At 34.7% G+C, this 23,352-nt stretch carries 18 protein-coding genes; 17 read left to right on the forward strand and 1 reads right to left on the reverse strand.

Annotated elements, in window-relative coordinates; genetic code table 11:
* The first annotated feature begins 17 nt into the window (after nucleotides 1-17).
* From KF816_03870 to KF816_03905, 8 genes are all read left to right on the forward strand, one after another.
* Nucleotides 18-1,286, forward strand: coding sequence for a Gfo/Idh/MocA family oxidoreductase (locus tag KF816_03870; protein MBX3007148.1), 1,269 nt, complete (start codon nucleotides 18-20; stop codon nucleotides 1,284-1,286).
* On the forward strand, nucleotides 1,283-1,531 hold the full coding sequence (locus tag KF816_03875; GenBank protein ID MBX3007149.1) for a hypothetical protein: 249 nt from the start codon (nucleotides 1,283-1,285) through the stop codon (nucleotides 1,529-1,531). Before KF816_03870 ends, KF816_03875 begins: the two co-directional genes overlap by 4 nt.
* Before the next feature lie 7 nt (nucleotides 1,532-1,538).
* Complete coding sequence (locus tag KF816_03880; GenBank protein ID MBX3007150.1) at nucleotides 1,539-3,131, forward strand: hypothetical protein; 1,593 nt, start codon at nucleotides 1,539-1,541, stop codon at nucleotides 3,129-3,131.
* Nucleotides 3,132-3,140: 9 nt separating this feature from the next.
* Nucleotides 3,141-4,388 (forward strand): mandelate racemase/muconate lactonizing enzyme family protein, encoded by a 1,248-nt coding sequence (locus tag KF816_03885; protein ID MBX3007151.1) that lies wholly within the window; start codon nucleotides 3,141-3,143, stop codon nucleotides 4,386-4,388.
* Nucleotides 4,389-4,409: 21 nt separating this feature from the next.
* Nucleotides 4,410-5,909 carry an SLC13/DASS family transporter gene (locus tag KF816_03890; GenBank protein MBX3007152.1) on the forward strand — a complete coding sequence of 500 codons (1,500 nt, stop codon included), beginning with the start codon at nucleotides 4,410-4,412 and terminating at the stop codon, nucleotides 5,907-5,909.
* A gap of 43 nt (nucleotides 5,910-5,952) precedes the next feature.
* Nucleotides 5,953-7,170 (forward strand): mandelate racemase/muconate lactonizing enzyme family protein, encoded by a 1,218-nt coding sequence (locus KF816_03895; GenBank protein MBX3007153.1) that lies wholly within the window; start codon nucleotides 5,953-5,955, stop codon nucleotides 7,168-7,170.
* Between the two features lies 1 nt (nucleotide 7,171).
* On the forward strand, nucleotides 7,172-8,017 hold the full coding sequence (locus KF816_03900) for a DUF1080 domain-containing protein (protein ID MBX3007154.1): 846 nt from the start codon (nucleotides 7,172-7,174) through the stop codon (nucleotides 8,015-8,017).
* Nucleotides 8,018-8,117: 100 nt separating this feature from the next.
* The gene (locus KF816_03905) at nucleotides 8,118-8,741 is read left to right on the forward strand and encodes an N-acetylmuramoyl-L-alanine amidase (protein ID MBX3007155.1); all 624 of its coding nucleotides are present in this window, start codon (nucleotides 8,118-8,120) and stop codon (nucleotides 8,739-8,741) included.
* Nucleotides 8,742-8,798: 57 nt separating this feature from the next.
* On the opposite strand, the gene KF816_03910 is transcribed toward KF816_03905, so the two are convergent.
* Entirely contained in the window at nucleotides 8,799-9,971 is a 1,173-nt protein-coding gene (locus KF816_03910; GenBank protein MBX3007156.1) for a threonine synthase, read from the reverse strand.
* Between the two features lie 250 nt (nucleotides 9,972-10,221).
* On the opposite strand from KF816_03910, the gene sulP reads away from it, so the two are divergent.
* The 9 genes from sulP to KF816_03955 all read left to right on the forward strand — a co-directional run bounded on the left by sulP (nucleotide 10,222) and on the right by KF816_03955 (nucleotide 23,326).
* The gene (gene sulP / locus KF816_03915) at nucleotides 10,222-11,937 is read left to right on the forward strand and encodes a sulfate permease (protein ID MBX3007157.1); all 1,716 of its coding nucleotides are present in this window, start codon (nucleotides 10,222-10,224) and stop codon (nucleotides 11,935-11,937) included.
* Nucleotides 11,938-12,184: 247 nt separating this feature from the next.
* Nucleotides 12,185-12,742, forward strand: coding sequence for a hypothetical protein (locus KF816_03920; protein MBX3007158.1), 558 nt, complete (start codon nucleotides 12,185-12,187; stop codon nucleotides 12,740-12,742).
* Nucleotides 12,743-13,098: 356 nt separating this feature from the next.
* Nucleotides 13,099-13,515 carry an ATP-binding protein gene (locus tag KF816_03925; protein MBX3007159.1) on the forward strand — a complete coding sequence of 139 codons (417 nt, stop codon included), beginning with the start codon at nucleotides 13,099-13,101 and terminating at the stop codon, nucleotides 13,513-13,515.
* Nucleotides 13,516-13,526: 11 nt separating this feature from the next.
* Nucleotides 13,527-13,874, forward strand: a complete 348-nt coding sequence (locus tag KF816_03930; GenBank protein MBX3007160.1) for an STAS domain-containing protein — start codon at nucleotides 13,527-13,529, stop codon at nucleotides 13,872-13,874.
* A gap of 46 nt (nucleotides 13,875-13,920) precedes the next feature.
* On the forward strand, nucleotides 13,921-15,534 hold the full coding sequence (locus KF816_03935; protein MBX3007161.1) for a PP2C family protein-serine/threonine phosphatase: 1,614 nt from the start codon (nucleotides 13,921-13,923) through the stop codon (nucleotides 15,532-15,534).
* A gap of 221 nt (nucleotides 15,535-15,755) precedes the next feature.
* On the forward strand, nucleotides 15,756-19,400 hold the full coding sequence (locus KF816_03940) for a SpoIIE family protein phosphatase (protein MBX3007162.1): 3,645 nt from the start codon (nucleotides 15,756-15,758) through the stop codon (nucleotides 19,398-19,400).
* A gap of 290 nt (nucleotides 19,401-19,690) precedes the next feature.
* A complete protein-coding gene (locus KF816_03945) occupies nucleotides 19,691-20,833 on the forward strand; it encodes an FIST C-terminal domain-containing protein (GenBank protein ID MBX3007163.1) in 1,143 nt (380 codons plus the stop codon).
* On the forward strand, nucleotides 20,834-22,924 hold the full coding sequence (locus KF816_03950) for a PP2C family protein-serine/threonine phosphatase (protein MBX3007164.1): 2,091 nt from the start codon (nucleotides 20,834-20,836) through the stop codon (nucleotides 22,922-22,924).
* A 36-nt stretch (nucleotides 22,925-22,960) separates the two neighbouring features.
* Nucleotides 22,961-23,326, forward strand: a complete 366-nt coding sequence (locus tag KF816_03955; protein ID MBX3007165.1) for a response regulator — start codon at nucleotides 22,961-22,963, stop codon at nucleotides 23,324-23,326.
* Nucleotides 23,327-23,352 lie beyond the last annotated feature (26 nt).

The raw sequence follows: 23,352 nt of genomic DNA on the forward strand, positions 1-23,352 counted from the left end.
AAGTCGGACAATATTTTATGCAAAACAGACGAGAATTTTTGGAACGGATTTCTATTCTAGCTGGTTCATCATTAGCTGTAACAACAATGCCCTGGTTAAAAATTTTTGCTGATTCCAAATCCTTAGGGAAATCAGCCTCCGATAAAGTAAGGTTGGGAATTATTGGAGTTGGTGATAGAGGAAGCGCACTACTTCTTAATATCAAATCTTTCATGAATTCAATGAATGTTGAGATTGCGGCTGTTTGTGATGATTATGAACCAAATTATTTGAGGGCATTGAATCTCACTGAAGGAAAATCGAAGGGATTTGTTGATTACCGCAAGATGCTAGAAATGAAGGAATTGGATGGAGTTGTTATTGCAACTCCTCTAACCGAACATGCTAAGTTGACCATCGATGCGTTGGATAGTGGTTTGCACGTGTTTTGCGAAAAAGCTATGGCCAGAACTATCGAAGATGTAAAACTGATGTATGATGCGCATATAAATACCAATCGCATTTTGCAAATTGGACTACAGAGAATGTTCAATCCTATTTATTTGGAAGGAATTGAGAAAATACATAAAGGGGAAATTGGGCAAATAACACACATGCGAGCTTTCTGGCATCGAAATAATAATTGGAGGCGGTTAGTTCCAAAAGATAAACCTGAGCTTGAGCGTAAAATTAATTGGCGGTTGTATGATGATCTTTCAGCCGGACTTTTAACGGAACTGGCCTCACATCAAATTCAGGTTGCAAATTGGGTTAAAAATTCTGAACCAATTTCGGTTATGGGTACAGGATCAATTAATTACTGGAAAGATGGCCGGGAAGTATTTGATAATATTGCTTGCATTTTTAGTTATGAAGATGGAACTCAAATGGTTTACGATTCTGTGACAAGTAATAAACATTATGGATTAGAAGAGCAAATTATGGGGGATAAAGGTACTGTCGAATTTGAAGTCAATAAAATTTATTCGGAAACCCCGCCTAACCCTCCCGCAATTCTCAAATTGATAAATGAGATTGAGAAGGGGGTGTTCGATACAATTCCAATTGGTGGAGCAAGCTGGATACCGGAAACAGCGGGTCAATATAAAGGAGAGTATATTTCTGACAACTATAAAATGGATGAAACTAAGCTACAACTCGAGGCCTTCGTCAAGTACATTAGAGAGAATAAAGCACCAGAGATTTTAACAAAGCATGGTTATTATTCTTCACTGTGGAGTCTCCTAGCCGAGCAGGCTATTAAAACTGGAAATCGCGTAACCCTACCAAATGGATATAGAATATGAAAGATATTACAATAAAAAAGGAATTTATTCTTCATGAAATAAGAATAATAATAACACTATTTGCATTATCCTTTGTCCTCAATGTAGTGGCAATAATTATTTATGATGGGTCATGGCTTGAAATTATAACTCAACTGCATTATGTAATACTTATTGCATTTGTACTCTATCTAATATTAGCATTATTTCGAGTTTTATATTTAATTACAAAAAAATTATTTAAAACAGAGTCATTAAACAGATAAATACATCATGAAAAAAATTAAATGTCTTTCAATTTTTATAATTGCGACAACAATTTTATCAGCTCAATCCAACTATCATAATGTTAAAGATTATGGGGCAGTTGGTGACGGTGTAACACTTGAGACGAGCGCAATTCAAAAAGCTATTGATTATTGCAGTGCCAATGGAGGTACTGTTTATCTGCCTCAAGGGAAATATCTGACTGGTTCTCTAGAGTTAAAAAGCAACGTGGATATATATATATCTGCTGGAGCTGTAATTCTTGGGAGTACAAATATTCAAGATTACAAAGAGTTCATTCCCAAAATGAAATCATTCAATGACGCATTTCTTAAGCATTCTATCTTCTATGCTGAGAATGTAGAAAATATTTCGATAAGAGGAGAAGGAACAATTGATGGTCAAGGTAGTTCATACAAAGTAACAACACGAGAAAAACCAGCCCGCTATAAAAACCGTCCATATGTAATAAGATTTGTCGAATGTAAAAATATTCGAATCGAGAACATTACTATGCAAAACTCGGCAATGTGGATGCAGCAATATCTCGCTTGTGAAGATTTGTTTATAACCGGTATTCGAGTGTACAATCACGCCAATCAAAATAATGATATGATGGATATAGACGGCTGCAAAAATGTTATAATCGCAAACTGTATTGGTGATACGGATGATGACGGTATTACACTTAAAAGTACTTCGTTTGCTGTTACTGAAAATGTTGTTATTACTAATTGCGTAATAAGCAGTCATTGCAACGCAATAAAATTTGGGACGGAATCGCACGGAGGTTTCAGAAATATTTCAATTTCGAACATGGTTGTAAAACCTTCTATTGATACAATTCCAATTTATGGACACAAAAAGGGAATTAGCGGTATAACACTTGGTATGGTTGATGGAGGAATTCTTGAAGGAGTTACGATTTCTAATATTAGAATAGAAGGAACACATGTTCCAATATATATGAGGCTTGGTAACCGCGCTCGTAAATTTTATGATGAGCAACCGGAGCCCGGTGTAGGAATTTTTAAGGATGTAATGATTAGTGATGTAGTTGCTACAAATGTGCAATCGCCAATTGGTTGTTCAATTACCGGAATCCCGGGATATAAAATTCAAAATATCACTTTAAATAATATAAGAATAGAATTTCCAGGCGGTGGAACATCTGAAGACGCAAATAAAATTTTGCCAGAGCTTGAAGATCATTATCCCGAAAGTACAAAATGGGGAAATTTGCCCGCGTTTGGATTTTATTTAAGACATGCAGAAAATGTTAGTCTGAACAATATTGAACTAAGATTAAATAAACTAGATAGCCGCCCCGCCATTGTGTGTGACGATATCCAAAACTTAACAATTACCGGATTAAATTTTAATTCTAATATTGATGCAAATAGTTTAATCGCATTTAATAATGTATCACATGGAACTGTGCAATCTTCCTCAATTTATACTGCCGCCAAACTATTTCTTGAAGTGAAAGGAAATCAGAGTAAGAATATTTATGTGCACAATAATGTCTTGTCAGGAATTAAAAAAATTATAGAAAATAAAAGTAAGAACAAGATTGTAGAATATGGCAACATCAAATAAAGGATTATTATGGATAGAAGAAAATTTATACGAAACTCGGCGATAGCGGGGATAATTTCTACGGTTCCAAATATTGTATTGGGAATTCAAAGTAAAAGTAAAAAGAAAATTCAAATTGATGATAGTGTTTATCAAAATGTTTTTGATAAATCTTTTTTAAAAGATCCGGTTATTATCGATTCAATAAAGTTAATCAAGAATGGAAAAGTATTTATTGTTGTTGTGCGGTCGAAAGATGGAGCAGAAGGATATGCTGTTTCACATCCCAAATTTATGGAAGCGCTCTGGCCAGTTTTTAATTTATATGTAAAACCTCCATTTATTGGCAAAGATGCTCGAGATATTGAAAACTTGTTAAATGATGTTTATCTGTTTGATAGTAATTATAAAAAACAAGGTTTACTGTTTTGGGTTCCAGTTGCATGTTTAGAATTCGCGATTCTTGATCTGCTCGGGAAAGTTGCCAATCGATCTGTGGGAGATTTTTTTGGGGGAATATATAGAACTGAGATAGATGTTTATCGGGCCAGCGAAAAGAGAGGGAATAAACCGGAAGATGAAATATCATATTTGAAAAGAATCACAGAACCAATTGGTGCCAAAGCTTTAAAATTCAGGCTTGGAGCAAGAATGCGATTTGATGAACAATCTACAAAGAGAGATGTTGAATTAATTCCACTTGTTAGAAAAACATTCGGAGATGATTTTACAATTTATGCCGATGCTAATGGATCATACGATATTCCTATGTCAATAAAAATAGGAAGAATGATGGAGGAACATAAATATGGTTTTTTTGAAGAACCATGTCCATTCGATTATTATGAGGAGACAAAAGAAATTGCCGATAATCTGGATATTAAGATTGCAGGTGGAGAGGAAGAATCGAGTTTACGAATGTTTAAATGGATGATTGAGCATGATGTTGTTCAAACGGTGCAACCGGATCTGCTATACTTTGGAGGTTTGATCAGATCAGTTAAAGTTGCTCGAATGGCACAAGCTGCGGGAATTAATTGCACACCTCATATGTCGGGCAATGGCTTGGGATATTTGTATGTACTCCACTTTGCGTCATTCATTCATAATTGCGGGGCGCATCAAGAATTTAAGGGGGGTGATGATAAAGTCCCATTCGTTTGTCCAACTTCAACTCTCAAAGCTGTAAATGGAAAAATGACCGTTCCCACCGGACCAGGATTGGGGATTGAGATTGACCCCGATTTTTTAAAGCAGTCTGTAGAAGTGACCAACTAATTAATTTTCATGAGAGGATAATTGAAAAACCGCGCACTTAGTCAAACTCTTGGTCTATTTTTAGGATTGTTCCTCTTTGTTATTGTATTGATTTTTTTTAATCCCGATCCTTCAAATCCAGCATTAGGCAGAGTAGCCGCTATAGTAGTTTTAATGGCAGTGTGGTGGATTTCAGAAGCTTTGCCGTTGGCTGTAACTTCATTTATTCCAATGGTACTTTTTCCATTATGGGGAATTCAGTCCTCCGAAACAACCGCAAGCGCATATATGAACTCGGTCATATTCTTGTATATTGGTGGGTGCTTTATTGCTGTTGCAATGGAAAAATGGAATCTGCATAAAAGAATTTCATTACTAATCATTGATAAAATAGGTACTGACCCGCAGAAACTGATTCTTGGTTTCATGACAGCCACTACATTACTCTCGATGTGGATATCAAATACAGCTACTGCTGTAATGATGCTGCCAATAGGTATTGCGCTAATAAAAAAAATTGAAGAAGAATTTGAAGAAGCTGCTGCCCGAAAAATTACAATTGCGCTTCTATTGGGAATCGCATATGGAGCTTCGATCGGGGGAATTGGAACCTTAATTGGCTCTCCTACAAATCTAGTTTTCATTAAACAATATTCTTCTGGATTTCCAAATGCAGCCCCCTTTACTTTTAGTCAGTGGATTGTATTTGGTGTTCCAATTTCATTGATGATGCTATTACTGTCATGGTTCTTTCTCGTTAAAGTTTTTATTAAAGTGGGAAAATCAACTCAATTTAATTCAGACATAATTAAATCTGAGCTCAAAGCATTAGGCAAGGTTACTTATCAGGAAAAAATTGTAATTATTGTAGGCAGCATGACAGCATTGCTTTGGATATTTAGAAAAGATATCAACATTGGGATTTTCTCAATTCCAGGTTGGAGTACTATTTCAAGTTACTTAGGCAACGTTGATGATTCAACAGTTGCAGTATTGGCGGCGATAGTTTTGTTTGCAATTCCCTCTAAAGCCGAGAACAGCTCTCACATCCTTGATGCAAGAGCAATTAAAAATTTACCATGGGACGCGATATTATTATTCGGCGGTGGATTCGCTATTGCCGATGGATTCACCAGCAGCGGATTAACGAAATATTTTGCCAATCAGTTCGTAGCGATGGGGAGTTTTAATATCATCATTTCGATCATACTTGTTACTCTTTTTGTATCTTTTGTTACAGAGCTGGTATCAAATATCGCAACTGTTCAAATGTTTCTTCCCGTTATTTCTGCCTATGCAATTTCGCAAGGTATTCACCCGCTTGTATTAATGCTCCCGGCAACACTAATAAGTGGTATGGCATTTTTAATGCCAATTGGAACACCGCCGAACGCAGTAATATTTGGCAGTGGAAGAATTAAAGTTGCGGATATGATAAAATATGGATGGATTGTCAAATTAGTTTCAATAATTGTTGTGGTTCTCTTTGTTGTAATATTCTTTGAAATATTTGATGTCAATATCATGTTCCCCTTGAATTAAGATGAACACTTAATTGAGAATAAATAAATCATAAGGAGATTATGTGGAACGTAAGGATTTTTTTAAAAAAATATCATTAGGTTCTATTGCTGCGATTGCATTTCCTGGATCAATACTGGCAGGAAATTCGATTGAAGAACAACGTACTCAGCCCTCTGGAACAACTATTACAGCATTAGAAACATTTGTTTTTAAAAACGCTACATTTGTTAAAATTACGAGTAGCGAAGGAATCAGCGGATGGGGTGAAGCTGATCATGATTACCCCAAACTGACTTCCGCCGTTATTGAAGAGATATGTAAACCAATACTAATTGGTCAAGACCCATTCAATTCTGAGTACTTATGGCATCAAATGTATTTTAAAGGAGAAGATGCAGGTAATACCGGGCTTCTTCCCGGAGCGATTGCCGGTGTTGATAACGCTCTCTGGGATTTGAAAGGAAAATTATTAAACTTACCTGTTTATAAATTATCGGGAGGATTTTATAAAGATAAAGTTAGAGTGTACGGTAGCTTTGGAAGGGGAGATAATCCTAAAACTAGAAAGGGTCCTGAGAAGATGGCTGCCACTGCAATGGAATTCATATCTCAAGGATACAAGACAATCAAAGCCAGAATGCAGATCCGTCAATTAAATGTGGACCCCGACTTTGATGACACGTTTGAAGTAATCAAAGCCATAAGAAAAGCCGTTGGAGATGAAATTGAAATATTTGTTGATTACAATAATGGATACACACCCGCAAAAGCAATTGCACTCACAAAAAAGTTGATTGAACATTTTAATATTTCTGCTATCGAGGAACCGGTTTCTTATCATGATTATTTGGGATTGAGAGATGTTGTGGAAGCAATTGATATTCCGGTATTGGCCGGTGAGCATGAGTTTAATCGGTTTCAAATGAGAGACTTGATGACGATAGGCAAGGCTGATTTTATAAATGCCGATGTTATTAAAGGAGGAGGTTTTTCAGAATGCAGAAAAGTAGCTTATATGGCGCACGCCTTTAATAAATTTATTATGACACACAATACTAGACCTACACTTGCAACCGCTATGAGCTTACAACTTGTTTCTTCAATCCCAAATGCGGCTAGAGTTCAGGAATACGCGGGTGCGCGTCCCGAGATGGGATTATCAAATTTATTTGAAAACCAGCTGGAGTTTAATAGTGGATTTCTTACAACACCAACAATTCCAGGCTTAGGCTTAATTGTAAATGAAAGTGAAATGTACAAGAACAAACTCAACAAATAGTATGAAAAGAAAAATATTTGAATTTAGAAGATTACTAGTTACAGCAGCATTTATAACTTTTCTTTTTGGAAGCACCTCAGTTTCAGAAGGGCAACAAAAAGACACTGCTTGGCAAAAGTTATTTAATGGAATAAACCTGGATGGATGGAGTACATTTCTTGGATCACATCATAAAGAAAAACCATATTTAATAAATGAAGACCCAAACAATGTATTTCAAATCATAGATGGAAATCTGCATCTATATAAAAATCATGACGAGGATTCGGTAGTTCAAGAGGGTTATTTATTTACTAATGAGGAGTATGCAAATTATCGGCTCAGACTTGAATACAAATGGGGTGATAAAAAGTTTGCCCAAAGAAAAAATAAAAATAAAAACTCAGGTTTACTTTTTCATGTTCAGCAGCCATTCGAGTTTTGGCCTACAAGTACAGAATGCCAAATTATGGAAGGAAGCTCGGGTGACATATACGCACAAAATTATGCATGGTTTACTACCACGGTAGATTCATTTGTGATTGATCCCCAATCTAAAAAATCATTTCCCCGTTATTCGGAGAGTGGAAGCCAGCTAGATTATGGGGGAAAGCAAACGAGTATGCGATTAATGAATCTGAAACGGCTTGATAATTCTGAAGGCTGGAATAAAGTTGAAATAGTAGTTAAAAATAACAGCGCCGAATTTTATATTAATAATAAACTCTCCGCTAAACTTTGGAATATTCGATTTATAGCACCGGAGAATCCTGAACTGGAAAAATCTTTAACAAAAGGTAGAGTTTGTCTACAAGCCGAAGCTACAGAGATTATTTTCAGAAATATTGAAATTAAAATGGAAGAATAACAGCATAGGGAAATTATAATATTGTTTTATCCAAGCATGATTTTATTTACTTTTCCTATCGAGGATGATGGTTATTCTTAATTTTTAGTGGAGTTGAATTGTGAAAAAAAATGAAAAAATTATAGGCATCTCATTTGTTTTATTAGCGGGAATAAATTTTCTTATTGGATGTTCGTCGGCTAGTCAATTTTCTTATAAAGAATTTGAGAGTAATATTATTTCTGCCGCACAATGGGGTGGAACTCCTGCTGTTGATTCGCCTCAGAAGAAACATACAATCTCATATATTACACTCCATCATCAAGGTGAATCATTTCCAGAAGGCAGAGATCCGGTAAAGTATTTACAAGCATTGCAGACCTGGTCACGTGCCGAAAAAAAATGGATTGATATACCTTACCATTATATAATTGATTTAAAAGGAAAAGTATTCGAGGGTAGAGATATAATTTATGCGGGAGATACAAACACTGAATATAACCCGGTGGGTCATGCGTTGATTGAAGTGGTTGGTAATTTTGAAGAAGTGGAGCCAAACCAATATCAGCTTGAGGCAGTTATAAACACAATGACCTGGCTGGCAATAAAATATAATGTTCCAATCGATTCAATACGCGCTCATAAAGATTATTCATCTATCACCGATTGTCCCGGTAAAAACTTGTACCGTTATATCGAGAATGGATATTTCAAAGAAAAAGTAAAAAGTAACTTGAGCAAATAGCTTCTTTGTTAAACACAACTACTTAAAATGTTATTGTTATAACGGCAATTTTTATTGCTAATCTTTAAGCCAAAGATTCATGTATTTATGACCGCTTCCTGTATTGAAGATAACTACAGATTCGTTTTCTTTAATCCAATTACTTTTAAATAACACCTTAAATGCCGCTAGTGACGCGCCACCTTCGGGTGCCGCAAATATACCTTCATACTGCGCTATATTGTTTGAACATGTCATAATATCCTTATCATCAACAGCTATAGCTATTCCTTCACTCTCATATATTGCTCTGAGAATTAAAAAATCTCCAACAGCGGCGGGGACTCTCAAGCCATCGGCAATTGTTGAAGCGTTTTCCCAATGATCGGCAAATTCTTTTTTCTCGTTGAATGCTTTTAAAATCGGAGCGCAGCCGGTTGACTGTACAGAAACCATTCTAGGACGCTTAGAATTTATCCATCCTAGATTTTCCATTTCTTCAAAGGCTTTCCACATTCCAACTAAACCTGTTCCTCCGCCGGTTGGATAAATAATTACATCGGGCAGTGTCCAATTTAACTGCTCGGCAATTTCATATCCCATTGTTTTTTTTCCTTCAAGTCGATATGGCTCTTTTAATGTTGAGACATCAAAACGGTTATATTTTTTTACAAGTTCTGCAGCAGTTCTTCCGCAATCGGTTATTAATCCCTCTATTAAATTTATTTCAGCACCAAATGCTTTACACTCAGCAATAAATGGGGTGGGTACATCTTTGGGCATAAAAACATAAGATTTCATTCCAGCTAAAGAGGCATAAGCGCACATTGCGCCTGCAGCATTTCCTGCAGATGGAATTGAAACTTCCTTTACTCCTAACTCTTTAGCTTTTGAAATTGCGACACACAACCCTCTAGCTTTAAATGATGTGGTTGGGTTCAAGCTTTCATCTTTTATAAATAGACTATCATGCCCCAATGAATCTCCTAATCTTTTTGCCCTTATAAGTGGGGTAAATCCTTCTCCAAGTGTAAGAATATTTGAATCGAATTCTATTGGTAGCATTTCTTTATACCGCCACAATGAATTTACTCTGCCGGTAAGTTTATCTTTTGAAAAATTTTGTCTGGCCTTATTTATATCATAACGAGCTAATAATGGCTTGCTGCAACATGGTGATAGATTCCAGATTTTATCAGCGTCATATTTCTCATCGCATAAGCCACATTCTAAATGTGTAAGGTAAGTCATGTATTCACCTTAAAAGTTTTTAATGATTTTTGAAACAATCTAAAAATAGAGATTTACTATCTTAGTTATGAGCAGTTTATAAAAGCTTTTTTGTATCAATAGAATTCTATTGATAATCATAAATTAACCTCAAATTCAATTGGCAATATATCTAGATCTATATTTCTTACATCTGTTGATAAATCGAAACCACAATTTTGTTAAATTTACATCAGTTATTTAGAAAAATATTTATGGTATAGAACTAGAGATGTCTCATATAAAGCCAAAATTATTTACAACACTTAAGACTTACACAAAAGAGCAGTTTTATGCTGATGCCACAGCAGGTGTAATTGTTGGTATCGTTGCACTCCCACTAGCCATTGCGTTTGGTATAGCTAGTGGTGTTACTCCTGAAAAGGGATTGATTACGGCAATAATAGCAGGTTTTATTATTTCAGCATTCGGCGGTAGCCGTGTGCAGATAGGTGGCCCAACTGGTGCATTTATAATTATCGTGTATGGCATTGTTCAGAATTATGGAACAACGGGACTTGCCATAGCAACTATAATGGCAGGAATAATTTTAGTGATAATGGGCTTGGTAAAATTTGGTTCCTTAATTAAATTTATCCCTTATCCAGTAGTGGTTGGATTTACCAGCGGTATTGCATTATTAATTTTTTCAACTCAGATAAAAGATTTTTTTGGACTAAATATTCATAAGGTCCCAGCAGAATTTCATGAAAAGTGGATAATTTATTTTCAGAATTTTTATTCTATTAACTATTATGTTTTTGGAATAGCTTTGCTTGCCATTTTAATAATGATTTTGTGGCCAAAAGTGACTCACAGAATTCCAGGTTCATTAATTGCGATAATTGTAACAACAGTTCTTGTTCTTCTCTTAAAATTGCCAGTAGATACAATTGGAAGTCGATTTGGAGAAATATCAGCAAATATTCCATCACCAAGTTTATTTGAAATAAATTTTAATGTTATTAAAAATTTGATTGGTCCCGCCACAGTAATAGCATTACTCGCGGCAATTGAATCGCTGCTCTCTGCTGTTGTGGCAGACGGTATGATCGGTGGTAGGCATCGAAGTAATATGGAATTAATTGCTCAAGGAATAGCTAATATAGTTACTCCAATATTTGGTGGGATTCCCGCAACAGGAGCAATTGCAAGAACCGCAACAAATATTAAAAATGGTGGAAGAACACCGGTAGCAGGAATAATCCATGCTATCACTCTGCTGCTAATAATGCTCTTTTTTGGAAGTTATGCTAAACTTATCCCAATGGCCACATTAGCTGCAATTTTAATGGTTGTTGCGTATAATATGTCTGAATGGCGATCATTTAAATCTTTGTTGAAAAGTCCAAAGAGTGATGTTGTAGTACTTCTTACCACCTTTTCTCTAACTGTGATATTTGATTTAACAATCGCGATAGAAATTGGAATGATCTTAGCCGTTCTCCTATTTATGAAGCGTATGGCTGAGGTTTCAAATGTAAGCGTAATTACAAGAGAACTAGAAGATGAAGAAGAAAAACTTGATCCAAACTCAATTGATAAAAAACAGATTCCTGATGGAGTAGAAGTATTTGAAATTAATGGACCATTCTTTTTCGGTGCGGCTAAAAAATTTAGAGACCAAATGCTGGCAATTGAAAATCCGCCAAAAGTTAGAATCATTCGTATGAGAAATGTACCGGCGGTTGATGCAACAGGTCTGCAAACTTTAAAAGATTTTTACAATGACGGTAAAAAGTTTAATACTCATTTAATCCTTTCTGGTGTGCATACACAGCCCTTATTTGCGATGACTCAAGCAGGTTTATTGGATATATATGGTGAGGAGAATATATATGGTAATATTGATGACGCACTAGATCGAGCACGAGAAATTCTTGGATTACCAAAAATTGGAAGACCAGAAGAATTTATTCCCACAGTTAAAAGGGAAATGAAGAATTAGCATACCGCTTGAAATTAGAAAAATCAATCATCAAAAAAACAAATATAATTGAAGAATACTTTTTAGTATACTCATCTGGAGCTGTAGAATAAAACCGGTAGATTACGGATGTTTTATTGAATAAGTGTCCGTATCTTTACCTCAAAGTTTTTATAATATTCCTCAATTTTTAACTTCTCTAGTATTGAAATAAAATTTTTACCATTGAGTTAAAACACAATTAATTAAAAATAATGAAAGGGAAAAAATGAATAAAGAAGATTGCATATTATTTAGTGGCGGAATAGATGGAGCCGAAACCGAATTTGGAGCCGTTGCCGAGCAATTTGGAATTGAAGAAGTAAATTTTACTTTTGAAGGACATGCTATTAAACGTAAGCGTGGAATTAGAGTATTAAACCATGATGAACTTAAGAATGGTGATGTAAGTCTTGAGTATATCTCTAAATTAATGAACCGCAAATACCCGGAAACACCATCATTTAGAAAAATTCTGCAGAGCATCTGGTATCAGATTAATAATGGACAAGAAATTTATGTTATTGGAGAAATTCTTGAGAATAACACAGTAAAAGGGGGAACCGGCTGGGGTGCTGAATTCGCAAAGTTGTGCAATAAACCTATATTCGTTTTTGATCAGAAGCGTGATGGATGGTTTACCTGGAATCAGTTAGATTGGGTCCCCTGCAAAAAAGGTGAAGAACCGGTCATTCAACATGTTCATTTTGTAGGAACAGGAACAAGATTCTTAGAGGAAAATGGAAAAAAAGCAATTAAAGAATTGTTTGAGAGAAGTTTTAAATAATCAAAATAATTAGAATATCTCGCAGATAAATTATTTGCGAGATATTGAAAACTTTTTATTAAAAGTCGTTCTTAGCCCAACAGATAATTTTTATCTCCCAACTATTCAGATACTATAATTGTAACACTCGAGTAGAATAACTCACATTTCCAAATTGCTGCTAAACCAAATCACCCTCAAATAAATCAAAATAGTTTTTAACTCATCTGTAACAATCACCCGATATTAGCATCCAATACCCCAATTAAATTAGGTAAAATAAAATGTGGACATTGAGTGCGATATCGCTATATTAAACAAGACAAATAGTCGCAATAAATAAGTTTTTTCATTTATTAAAATAAATAAGAGCAATTATGAATGACAATATCAAACTAGAAATTAAAATTCCAAAAGTACCCGACATTGAATTGGTGGCTCTCGAAGGATTGCAGCTCATGGGCGGTTATTTAGGAATTCCGAATGAAAAAATTGGAGAAGCAAAGATAATTGTTACTGAGGCAATTATTAATGGACTAGAGCATTCCGGATTAGAGAATCCATATGTAAATGTTGAATTCACAATGACCAAAGAACGATTAATAATATTAGTTACAGATTTTGGTCATGGATTTCATCCCGAAGAAGTTGAGGAACCCGAGATCAGCAAAAAATTATCTAGTAATAATAAAAGGGGTTGGGGGCTTAAGCTCATGAAGTCAATGTCAGATGATCTAATAATCGAATCAGACGATACCGGCACAAAAATTACAATAATTAAAAATTTACTTTAGGAGTTACTAAAATGTCATCCGAGTTTAATTTATTAACTGAAACAAAAGAGAATTGTGTTGTAATTAATACTACCGGCTATATTAATAATATTGGTGGACAAAAGATTGTTGAAGAATTTTACAGGCACAATGAAAATGGAATTAATAACGTAATACTTAACCTGGCTCACTCAAACGTTGTGAACTCTATAGGTATTTCATTTCTAATTGAAATTATTGAGGAACTGAACCAGTCAAAGGGAATGTTGATATTCACAAATCTTGATCCAGCAATTGAAAAAACATTCACAATTATGGGCTTATTTCAATTCGCGAAGAAAGCTGAAAATTTAGATGAAGCATTAAAACTGCTTTACTGAAATTAATTAAATGTTATGCTTATAAGGTGAAATACAAATTTTCTTTATGAAAGCAGATGATTATAATAACATAATAGAAAGACTCTCTTATCAGGTAAAATCCTTTCAAGAAGGATTTGCTATACTTACTAAATCAAATAGTATTCAAGAGCTTGGTACAAACTTTTGTCACATTTTAAGAGGCTCATTCTTAATAAGCGATGTAAATATATTTTATAAAAACTCTAACACAGAAAATTGGCAATCAATTAAACAGTATAACGAGAAATGTCTAAAAGAAATCCCAAAATTAAAAATATCTGAAAATGTTGAGATTGAATATTATAATGATAGCGAATTTAGTATCATATCAACATTGCCATTGAACGACGGTTCTTATTTAGGATTAATTATAGGCAACAAGGTAAATAATACCGACATAACAGAACTTGACAAAATAACATTTCAAATGTTTATTCAGCTGTTGGACAATGCTTATCAATCATATCTCAATCAAAAAAGAGAAAAACAATTAAACTTTTCACTAAATCATAGAGTTGTTCAACTCAACAGTTTGATAGATACCGGAATAGAAATTTCGAAATTGCATAATGACTCTTCGTCACTTCTTGAATTATCATTGGAACGAGCGGTATCACTTACAAATGCTTCATTTGGACTCCTCCAAATAAATTCTGGAAATAAAAATATATCTCAAATTGTATTCCCTCAAAATTCAAATGTTTTGCAAGTAGAAAATTCTCCGCAAAAAATATCTACAGAAATAGAATTTAATGAAGTCAAATATCGCTACACCTTATCAGAAAAAGAGAGCAGAAAAGGAATTATTAATTTCGATGAAACTGATGAAATTCTGCTTGCAGCATTTGCAAGACAGGTTTTAGCATCAATTGAGAATGAACATCTGCATAATGAGGCTCTTGATAAAGAGAGGATGCATCAAGAAATTGAAACTGCCGCCGCAATTCAAAGGAGAATTATTCCGCAGTATCTACCCTCATTGGATGGTTATGAACTTGCGGGAATCAATGTTCCTTCACTCGAAATAGGAGGCGATTATTATGATGTTACTAAATTAAATGATGGCAGATATTTATTTATAATTGCAGATGTTGCCGGAAAAGGAGTAGCCTCGGGATTACTTGTGAATACACTCAATGCCTCTCTTAATGTATATGTCGAAAATGATTTTGATTTGATTGAAGTAGCTAACCGGTTGAATAAAATTATTTATAAAGCTTCCACTCCAGAAAAATATATTACTGCGTTCATTGCTCTGCTTGACCCTGATACTGGAAATATTGAGTATATCAACGCTGGTCATAACCCTATCTTTTATTTTTCTAATGAAAAAATAATAAAACTCGATAAAGGTGGATTGGCATTTGGCATGCTCGATTTTGGACTACCTTACGAAAGTGCAGTAATTAAGTTGGAGCCGGGGCAAAAAATTCTTTTTTATACTGATGGAATTACTGAGGCAATGAATGAATTTAATGAGGAATATTCTGATGAAAGACTTGAATTATTTTTTGTAAATGGTAATTACTCCTCCGCAGATGAATTTATAAATGAGTTAATGAACGATATAAAAAAGCATACAAAACTTACTCCCCAAAGTGATGATATCACAGCACTGTACCTTATAAGAAAGAATTAAAAAATTTTTAGCAATAATAAGACTTTGTGTATCATAATGATTTGTAAGTGATAATATTTTCTTGGTCAAGGATATTTTCGATAAAAGTACGATTGAGAAGATCGTGTAATTTCAAGCAATAATGCAAAAAACAAAGTGGTATTCAAGTCTCAATTAATTATTAATTGAAAATAGTTGCAGTAAAAAGAAATTATTGAAATGATTTCTCTTATGGAGGATTAATGCAGTCAAATATTTTAAAAAGTTCATTACTCGTTATTATGTATTTAACAACATCTATTCTTTATTCTCAACAAAGAACTAAAACCGAAGCCAACTCTGATATAGTTGAATATACCAATAAAGAGGGATTGCCCACCACTAATATTTCGAATATTGTTCAAACCAAGGATGGGTACATTTGGCTTTCAGGAGTTGAGGGAACTTACCGCTTTAATGGTTACGAATTTGAGGAAGTTGGTCAAGAAATTGGCCTTCCTAAAATGCAAAGTATGTATTACGATTCAACCAGTAACATTCTCTACTTCGCTTCCCCAAAAAAGTTTATAATCTTTGATGGAAAAGAATTCAAATCCTATTCCGAGAAGGAGGGATTTCGACTAAATGGTTTATTAGGGCAGGTTGTTTCATTTATTGATAAAGACAGCAACGGCAGAATATGGATTGGATCAATCACTCCTTACGTTGATAAAAAATTTAATGGTGGCTTAACACAATTTAGTGAAAACAAATTTACTGTTTACGACTCAACGAATTATCCTCTCGATAACTCAACCGGATTTATTGAAACTCCATATAACGATTTAATCTTCACTTCCGCAGGGAGAAATACTCAAACTTTGGAAGGTTCATATATTGCTTTGTTCAAAAATGGCGTATTTAAAAAAATTGATGAGTCTTCCGGTATTACTCTGCAGAACACTTTCTTATTTCCAAAAAATCTCACCAGTCCAATAGATAAAGAGGGCAATACATGGCTTGCGTTTGCAGGTATTTTTACAACATCATCAATAAATAAAAACAGTGCCGGTGTACTAATGTACGATGGCAGTAAGTTTCATCAATACTCCGATTTTATAAGTGAATTAAATAAGGAAAACATTCCGGTTCAAGTATACTATAGTAAAATAATGGATAAAATTTATCTGGGTACTTCAACTTTAACCTCTTCAAAGAATGAATTATTATCCGCAAATAATAAATCAATATTTGAGTTTGACAATGGGAAGTGGAAACCTTCAACTATTTTCAGTCAGATAAAAAGTCTAACGGATTTAAAATCTGGCAAATTAATAACTGATTTTAGTTATGGAAACACACTGTTCATTAAAAAAAATAAATTATTTCCTGAATTGTTAGTATTTCAAACTATACAAGCAATGCAGAGTTCTAAATACTCCGATCAAATATTCGCGAATAATAATGGGAATTGGGAAAAGTTTGATGCATATACCGCATTCCCAATACGCGAATCCACCGATGGTTTTATAGTTGGGACCGCAAAAGGATTTGGAATGTATTTACCGAATTATTCAAAAATGTTAACCCAAAAAGATGGATTATTGCAGCCGCTTGGGGGTATCCCAAATTTTTATTGCGATAGAAACGGTATTGTTTGGATATCCTACTCTTATTCTGCTCTCCCAGCATACGCTCAAACATTTAATACCGGATTAAATATTTGGGATGGTAAAAAATTAAGAAGCTACACTGAAAAAGATGGGTTGCTGAGTAATTACACATTTAATACTTATCAAGATAGTAAGATGAGGGTATGGATCCCTACTTCTAAAGGATTAACATCGGCCCTTGAGATTAAAAATAGTGATGGTGAACAGATACTAAAATTTCGAAATGTGGAATCAAATTCTCGAAAAATTTATAACACTACAAACATTTTGGAAACTAAAGGTGGTGATATTTATGCCTGGCAAAATTATGTTAGACCTGAGGGAGGTGGTTTAATAGGCGCCGATTTTTATTTGGGGAAGTATGATGGTGAAAAATTTATTGAATTCAAATCTCCCTTTAGTGAAATAGATAATAATCAGAAATACCAGTTGTTCGAACTTCGGGAAGATAATGAAGGGCGCCTCTGGTTCATGGGCTTATTCTCAGATAACATAAAAGAACTTACCTCAATAACCAGTAGGATTATGATATATGATGGAAAAAGATGGGCACGTCCCCCTAAAGAGTGGAATGTCCCCGGTGAGCAGTTGCATTACGTTGGCACTTTAAAAAGTGGTATGTACTTTTTAACCGTTGGTGGATTCTATCTATTTAATGGTAAAAAATTTATTAATCTAAGTGATACCGTTACCCCCACCGCTGATTTCAGAATATTAAAAGAAGCGAGTGTTGCCGGTACTCAAACTAATATACAATCTGGCGAGCGATTATATATAAGATTGAGAAATAGAGGGTTAGTAATTTTTGATGGCACTAATCTAAATTTTTACACAAAGAAGGAGGGACTTCCTTCAACAAATATTCATAATCCGGCTGTAGATCATAAAGGAAATATATTTTTTCAATTCCCTTCAGGTACTCTTCAAATCCGTGGCGATAAATTTCAAACTTATTATGACGATGAGAATGTAGTAACCGGAGGACCATATGGCAGTATTATGGATGGAGATGGAAATCTAGTTCAGTATTATAACGGTGTAGGACTGTATATCAACAAGAGTGAAACAAAAAGTTATCCATTAAAAATCTCCTCTGTGGTAGTAAATAAAAAATATCATTACTATCATTACCCCACTGATTATAATCACTCTCAAAATTCTTTCTTATTTAATTACGCGGCATTAAATTATAGAGATCCTCGGCAAACTTCTTATGAACATCTTTTGGAAGGATTTGATAAAGAATGGTCACGTCCATCTAATCTTCCATTTGTTGAATATCAAAATCTACCTCCCGGCAATTACAATTTTAGAGTTCGCGGAACAACTTCGAATGGAATGAAGACAAATGAAGCCAATTATTCGTTTACGATTAATTCACCGTGGTGGCTAACTTGGTGGGCATATGGGGCTTATTTTATAGGCTTTGTTGGAATTTTAGGCGGTGTTAGAAAGTATGAATTGGATAGAAGAAAAGAGAGAGAGAATAAAAGATTGCTCGAAGCTGAGAATGAGAGAAAGAGTAGGGAATTAGAAGAAGCACGACAATTACAATATTCAATGCTACCAAAAGAATTGCCACAACTTCCTCATCTCGATATAGCTGTTTACATGAAGACTGCTACTGAAGTAGGAGGTGATTATTACGATTTTCATATTCACCCGGATGGAACACTAACAGTTATTCTAGGAGATGCAACCGGTCATGGAATGATGTCGGGTATGATGGTTTCAATTATGAAATCACTATTTATGTCAGATCGAACAAATAAATCATTAAAACCATTTTTTGAGAACGCAAGCGCTTCAATAAAAGACATGCAGCTTGGAAGATTAATGATGGCGCTAACTTGTGTGCAGATTAACAATAATAGAATTGTTACTGCGAATGCCGGGATGCCTCCACTTTATATTTATAGAAAAAATTCGCAATCAGTTGAAGAAGTCGTTATAAATAATATGCCGCTTGGTGCAATGAAAGGAATTGAATATGAAGTGAAAGAAATAATTATTGAAAGAGGTGATACATTATTATTAATGAGTGACGGATTTGCGGAATTAATAAATGAGAATCATGAATTTTTTGGTTATAAGAGAGCCCGCAATGGTTTTGAAGAAGTAGCGAAAAATGATCCGGAAGCAATAGTGAATTATTTAAAAGAAGAGGGAAAACGTTGGACAGGCGGTAAAGACCCTGCAGATGATGTAACGTTTGTAGTAATAAAGGTAAAATAAAAAAAATAATTGTGCCAAATTTTAAGTTCTTTTTATCGATTACATTGAGTAACCCAGAACATGTTTGGGGATTTCATTCCATGAGATTTTCGACGCTGAAACAAGTTAAACATAACAATAAAGATCATGTTCATTATGTAATTGAAATAGTAGTGCCACAAATACTGAAGATAATGTGACGTTGGTAATTATAAAAATTAAATTATGCTGATCAACTGAAGAGAGTATGAAGTTTTATTAATTGAAATAAAGTTAATACTAAAATTATTTTAATATGTGAGAAGTGTAATTTGAAATCAAAATCAATTAAGGGAAGTTCCATTCCGGAAGTTAAAAGTGCGTTGGAAAAAAGCTTATTGGATGGATTTAAGCCAACGCTGGCTTTTGTATTTATATCTATCCGACATGAGCGGGATGAGTTGATAAATATACTGGATAATCATGGTATCCAGATATTCGGGGTTACTTCTAGCGGTGAAATATGCGATAGTGAAGTTCTGCATGAGAGTATTTCGATTCTTCTAATGGATATGAGGAGAGCAAACTTTAAGATCATGCTGGAAGAATATGGAAATGCAGATCCGGTTGAATTAGCAAAAACCATGACCGGCAATGCAATGAAGCTTTATGAGAATCCGGCATTCATTCTCTCAAATAGTGTTGCTAACATTACAGAAATGGCTGTCGGCGAAAAAATTCTTTATAGTATCTCGGAGGTAGCCGGTAAAGATGCCGTAATTTGGGGCGGAGGTGCGGGTGATGACCTTAGATTTAAGGAAACTTTTACATTCACAAATAATAGAGAAACGAATAATGGAATTCTCCTTCTTGTATTTGATAATGATAATGTTATTGTAAAAGGCAGAGCTGCTACTGGTCAAAAACCGGTTGGCACTCAAAAGACAATTACTAAAGTTGAGGATAACTGGATTCTGGAGATTGATAATCAGCCGGCAGCGGAATTTATGCCGAAATTTCTCGGCTTAAACTTAACTGAAGAAAAGTATAAAGAGTTTAATATCGGTACTGTAATACTCAGTCTTTCAAAGGAAAAAGGGGAACCGTTAATCCGTTCTTCAATGGGATTAAATTGGGATAATAAAGGAATGGCGGTCTCCGGCAGAGTAAATGTAGGCGATAAAATACGCTTAACGCTGCCGCCTGATTTTGAAGTGATTGAAGAAGTAAGCGCGGATGCAAAGAAAATTCAATCAGCAGAAATACCCGAAGCCGATGCACTTCTTATGTTTTCATGTATTGGAAGACTGGATGTTTTTGGTCCTCTTACATCAGATGAAGTAAATGGGATTAGAAACGCATTTCAAGTTCCGATGGCCGGATTTTTTACTTATGGCGAGTATGGCAGAGCAACTGGCGGCAATAATGAATTTCATAACATGACTTGCTGCTGGGTTGCATTAAAAGAAAAATAAATGAATCAGAAAATTGAAAATATTATTAAGCTAATTCAGAGTAATCAAAACATTACAGATGAAGAGAAAAACTATACAGTTAATGCTTTGCAGGATATTAATAAGGAATTAGAGATAACTGCTTTCAAACTTGATAGAACGGAAAAAATTAAGAAAACAACTTCCATTCTTCTTGAAGAAACAATTGAAGAGCTGGAGCAAAAAAGAAAAGCAGTTGAAGCGCAAAACCGCGAACTGGAAATTGAAAAATCTCTCGAGAAAGTCCGAACAGTAGCTATGGCGATGAGGAAACCGGATGATATGCTTGAGGTTTGTAAAACAATTTCTCTTCAACTTGAGTTTTTAGGCGTTGCCGAAATCCGCAATGTGCAAACCGCAATCTTTTACCAGGAGAGAGGTTCTTACACAAATTACGAATATTATTCTAAGCACTATAAAACCTTTATTACAGAAACTACGTATACAAATAATGAGCTGCATCAGGAATTTGCCGAGAAAATGATAAAAGGCAAGGGAGAATTTTTCATTACTCATATTATAGGGGAAGAAGTTATAGATTGGATTGCTTATCAGAAAACGACAAATGTTTTTATTGATAACTACCTTGAAACCGCCTCATCGCTAAACTATTATTGGTTTTCACTCGGACCGGTTGCTTTAGGGATTTCAACTTATCAGCCTCTGACGGAAGATGAAATAATTTTATTCAAAAGATTCCTTAAAGTATTTGAACTGTCATATCAAAGGTATCTGGATATTGAAAAAGCTGAAGCACAGGCTAGAGAAGCGCAAATTGAAGCGGCATTGGAAAGAGTGAGAAGTAAAAGCATGGCGATGTATACTTCGGCAGATTTGAGCGTGGTAGTATTCGAAATGTTTATTGAATTGATAAAGCTTGATGCCCAGCTTGACAGATGTATTATTATGATAGTTGATCCTAAGACTCTGGATATTAACTGGTATCTCTCCGGTAAAGAAGGACTACTATCAAACAATGGATTTCTTGTAAATAATAATGCTCACCCTTCCCACCAAGCATATCTGGAAGGTTGGCGTAAGAAACGTAAAAAGTGGGATTATTATTTAGCGGGAGATGAGAAAAAAAAATGGGATTCCTTCGGGTTCACTCAAACCGGTCTTGCACATTTACCGGATTTTATAAAATTAGATATGTCTGCAGTAGAGGCTATTCACCTGACAATTTCTTCAGATGATTTTGGCTGCCTTATTGCAAGCAGTCTTTCTCCATTGTCGGACGCACATGCGGATATAGTGGAAAGGTTTACTAAGGTTTTTAATCAGACTTATACAAGGTTTCTCGACCTACAAAAAGCCGAAACACAAAAGAAAATAATCCAAGCCGAGAACGAACGTAAATCCATGGAACTTGAAGAAGCGCGTAAACTTCAGCTTGCCATGCTTCCAAAAGAATTGCCGAAACTATCGAAGCTGGATATTTCAGTTCATATGCAGACAGCCACAGAAGTAGGAGGAGATTATTATGATTTTTCATTCAAAGATAATGGTTCGTTGAATATCTGTATTGGAGATGCAACTGGTCATGGTCTCAAAGCCGGTACAGTAGTTTCAATAATGAAATCCCTATTTATAGCTGATTCCGTAAGACTCGATATAAAAAAATTTTTTACTTCCTCAAATGAAACTTTGAAGAAAATGTCTTTAGACAGAATGATGATCGCCTTTGCAATGGTCAATATCTGGGGTCAGCAGATAAAAATTGCCAATGCCGGTATTCCTCCTGTTTTCATTTACAGGAAAGAAAATAAATATGTAGAAGAAATAGCTTTACACGGTTTACCCATAGGGGCTATGAGAAATACTGATTATAGGATTTATTCAACTGAATTGAATGAAGGAGATACTATTTTATTACTTAGTGACGGATTACCTGAGCTCCAGAATAAAGATAATGAAATGTACGGTTACGAAAGACTTAAAAAAATATTTACTGAAAACGGAAATAAAAACTCCGGTGAAATTATTTCAGTTCTTAAGGAGGAATGTAATAACTGGAAAGAGAATAGAGAACAGAATGATGATATTACTTTTATTGTAATAAAAGCAAAATGATAAAACCTTATTATTAATCATAGAAAGGATAATAGTATGAGAATTATGGTTGTGGATGACGAGCATGATATGAAACTGTTATTTGAACAGCGGTTTCGTAAAGAAATAAAATCTGGGCAATTAGCATTTATGTTTGCTTTTTCGGGAGAGGAAGCCCAAGATTACCTTACTACTAATGGCACGACGGAAGTAAATCAGATCCTTTCGGATATAAATATGCCTGGCATGAACGGATTAGAACTTTTAAAATGGATAAAAAGTAATTATCCCGAATTGAAAGTTGCAATGATTACGGCTTACGGTGATGAAAATAATTATCGGCAGGCAAAAGAATATGGTTGCGATGACTATATGACGAAGCCTATTGATTTCGAACAATTGAAGGTCAAGGTCTTACCCTAAATCTAATAAAAACAAAATCTCAGGAA

This window comes from Melioribacteraceae bacterium (genome assembly GCA_019638015.1).
Classification (GTDB): domain Bacteria; phylum Bacteroidota; class Ignavibacteria; order Ignavibacteriales; family Melioribacteraceae; genus JAHBUP01.

Bases quoted from the DNA above. Each gene is read 5' to 3' on its own strand.
- KF816_03870 (MBX3007148.1), top strand. From the start codon at position 18: ATGCAAAACAGACGAGAATTTTTGGAACGGATTTCTATTCTAGCTGGT.
- KF816_03875 (MBX3007149.1), top strand. From the start codon at position 1,283: ATGAAAGATATTACAATAAAAAAGGAATTTATTCTTCATGAAATAAGA.
- KF816_03880 (MBX3007150.1), top strand. From the start codon at position 1,539: ATGAAAAAAATTAAATGTCTTTCAATTTTTATAATTGCGACAACAATT.
- KF816_03885 (MBX3007151.1), top strand. From the start codon at position 3,141: ATGGATAGAAGAAAATTTATACGAAACTCGGCGATAGCGGGGATAATT.
- KF816_03900 (MBX3007154.1), top strand. From the start codon at position 7,172: ATGAAAAGAAAAATATTTGAATTTAGAAGATTACTAGTTACAGCAGCA.
- KF816_03910 (MBX3007156.1), bottom strand. From the start codon at position 9,971: ATGACTTACCTTACACATTTAGAATGTGGCTTATGCGATGAGAAATAT.
- sulP (MBX3007157.1), top strand. From the start codon at position 10,222: ATGTCTCATATAAAGCCAAAATTATTTACAACACTTAAGACTTACACA.
- KF816_03920 (MBX3007158.1), top strand. From the start codon at position 12,185: ATGAATAAAGAAGATTGCATATTATTTAGTGGCGGAATAGATGGAGCC.
- KF816_03925 (MBX3007159.1), top strand. From the start codon at position 13,099: ATGAATGACAATATCAAACTAGAAATTAAAATTCCAAAAGTACCCGAC.
- KF816_03930 (MBX3007160.1), top strand. From the start codon at position 13,527: ATGTCATCCGAGTTTAATTTATTAACTGAAACAAAAGAGAATTGTGTT.
- KF816_03935 (MBX3007161.1), top strand. From the start codon at position 13,921: ATGAAAGCAGATGATTATAATAACATAATAGAAAGACTCTCTTATCAG.
- KF816_03940 (MBX3007162.1), top strand. From the start codon at position 15,756: ATGCAGTCAAATATTTTAAAAAGTTCATTACTCGTTATTATGTATTTA.
- KF816_03950 (MBX3007164.1), top strand. From the start codon at position 20,834: ATGAATCAGAAAATTGAAAATATTATTAAGCTAATTCAGAGTAATCAA.
- KF816_03955 (MBX3007165.1), top strand. From the start codon at position 22,961: ATGAGAATTATGGTTGTGGATGACGAGCATGATATGAAACTGTTATTT.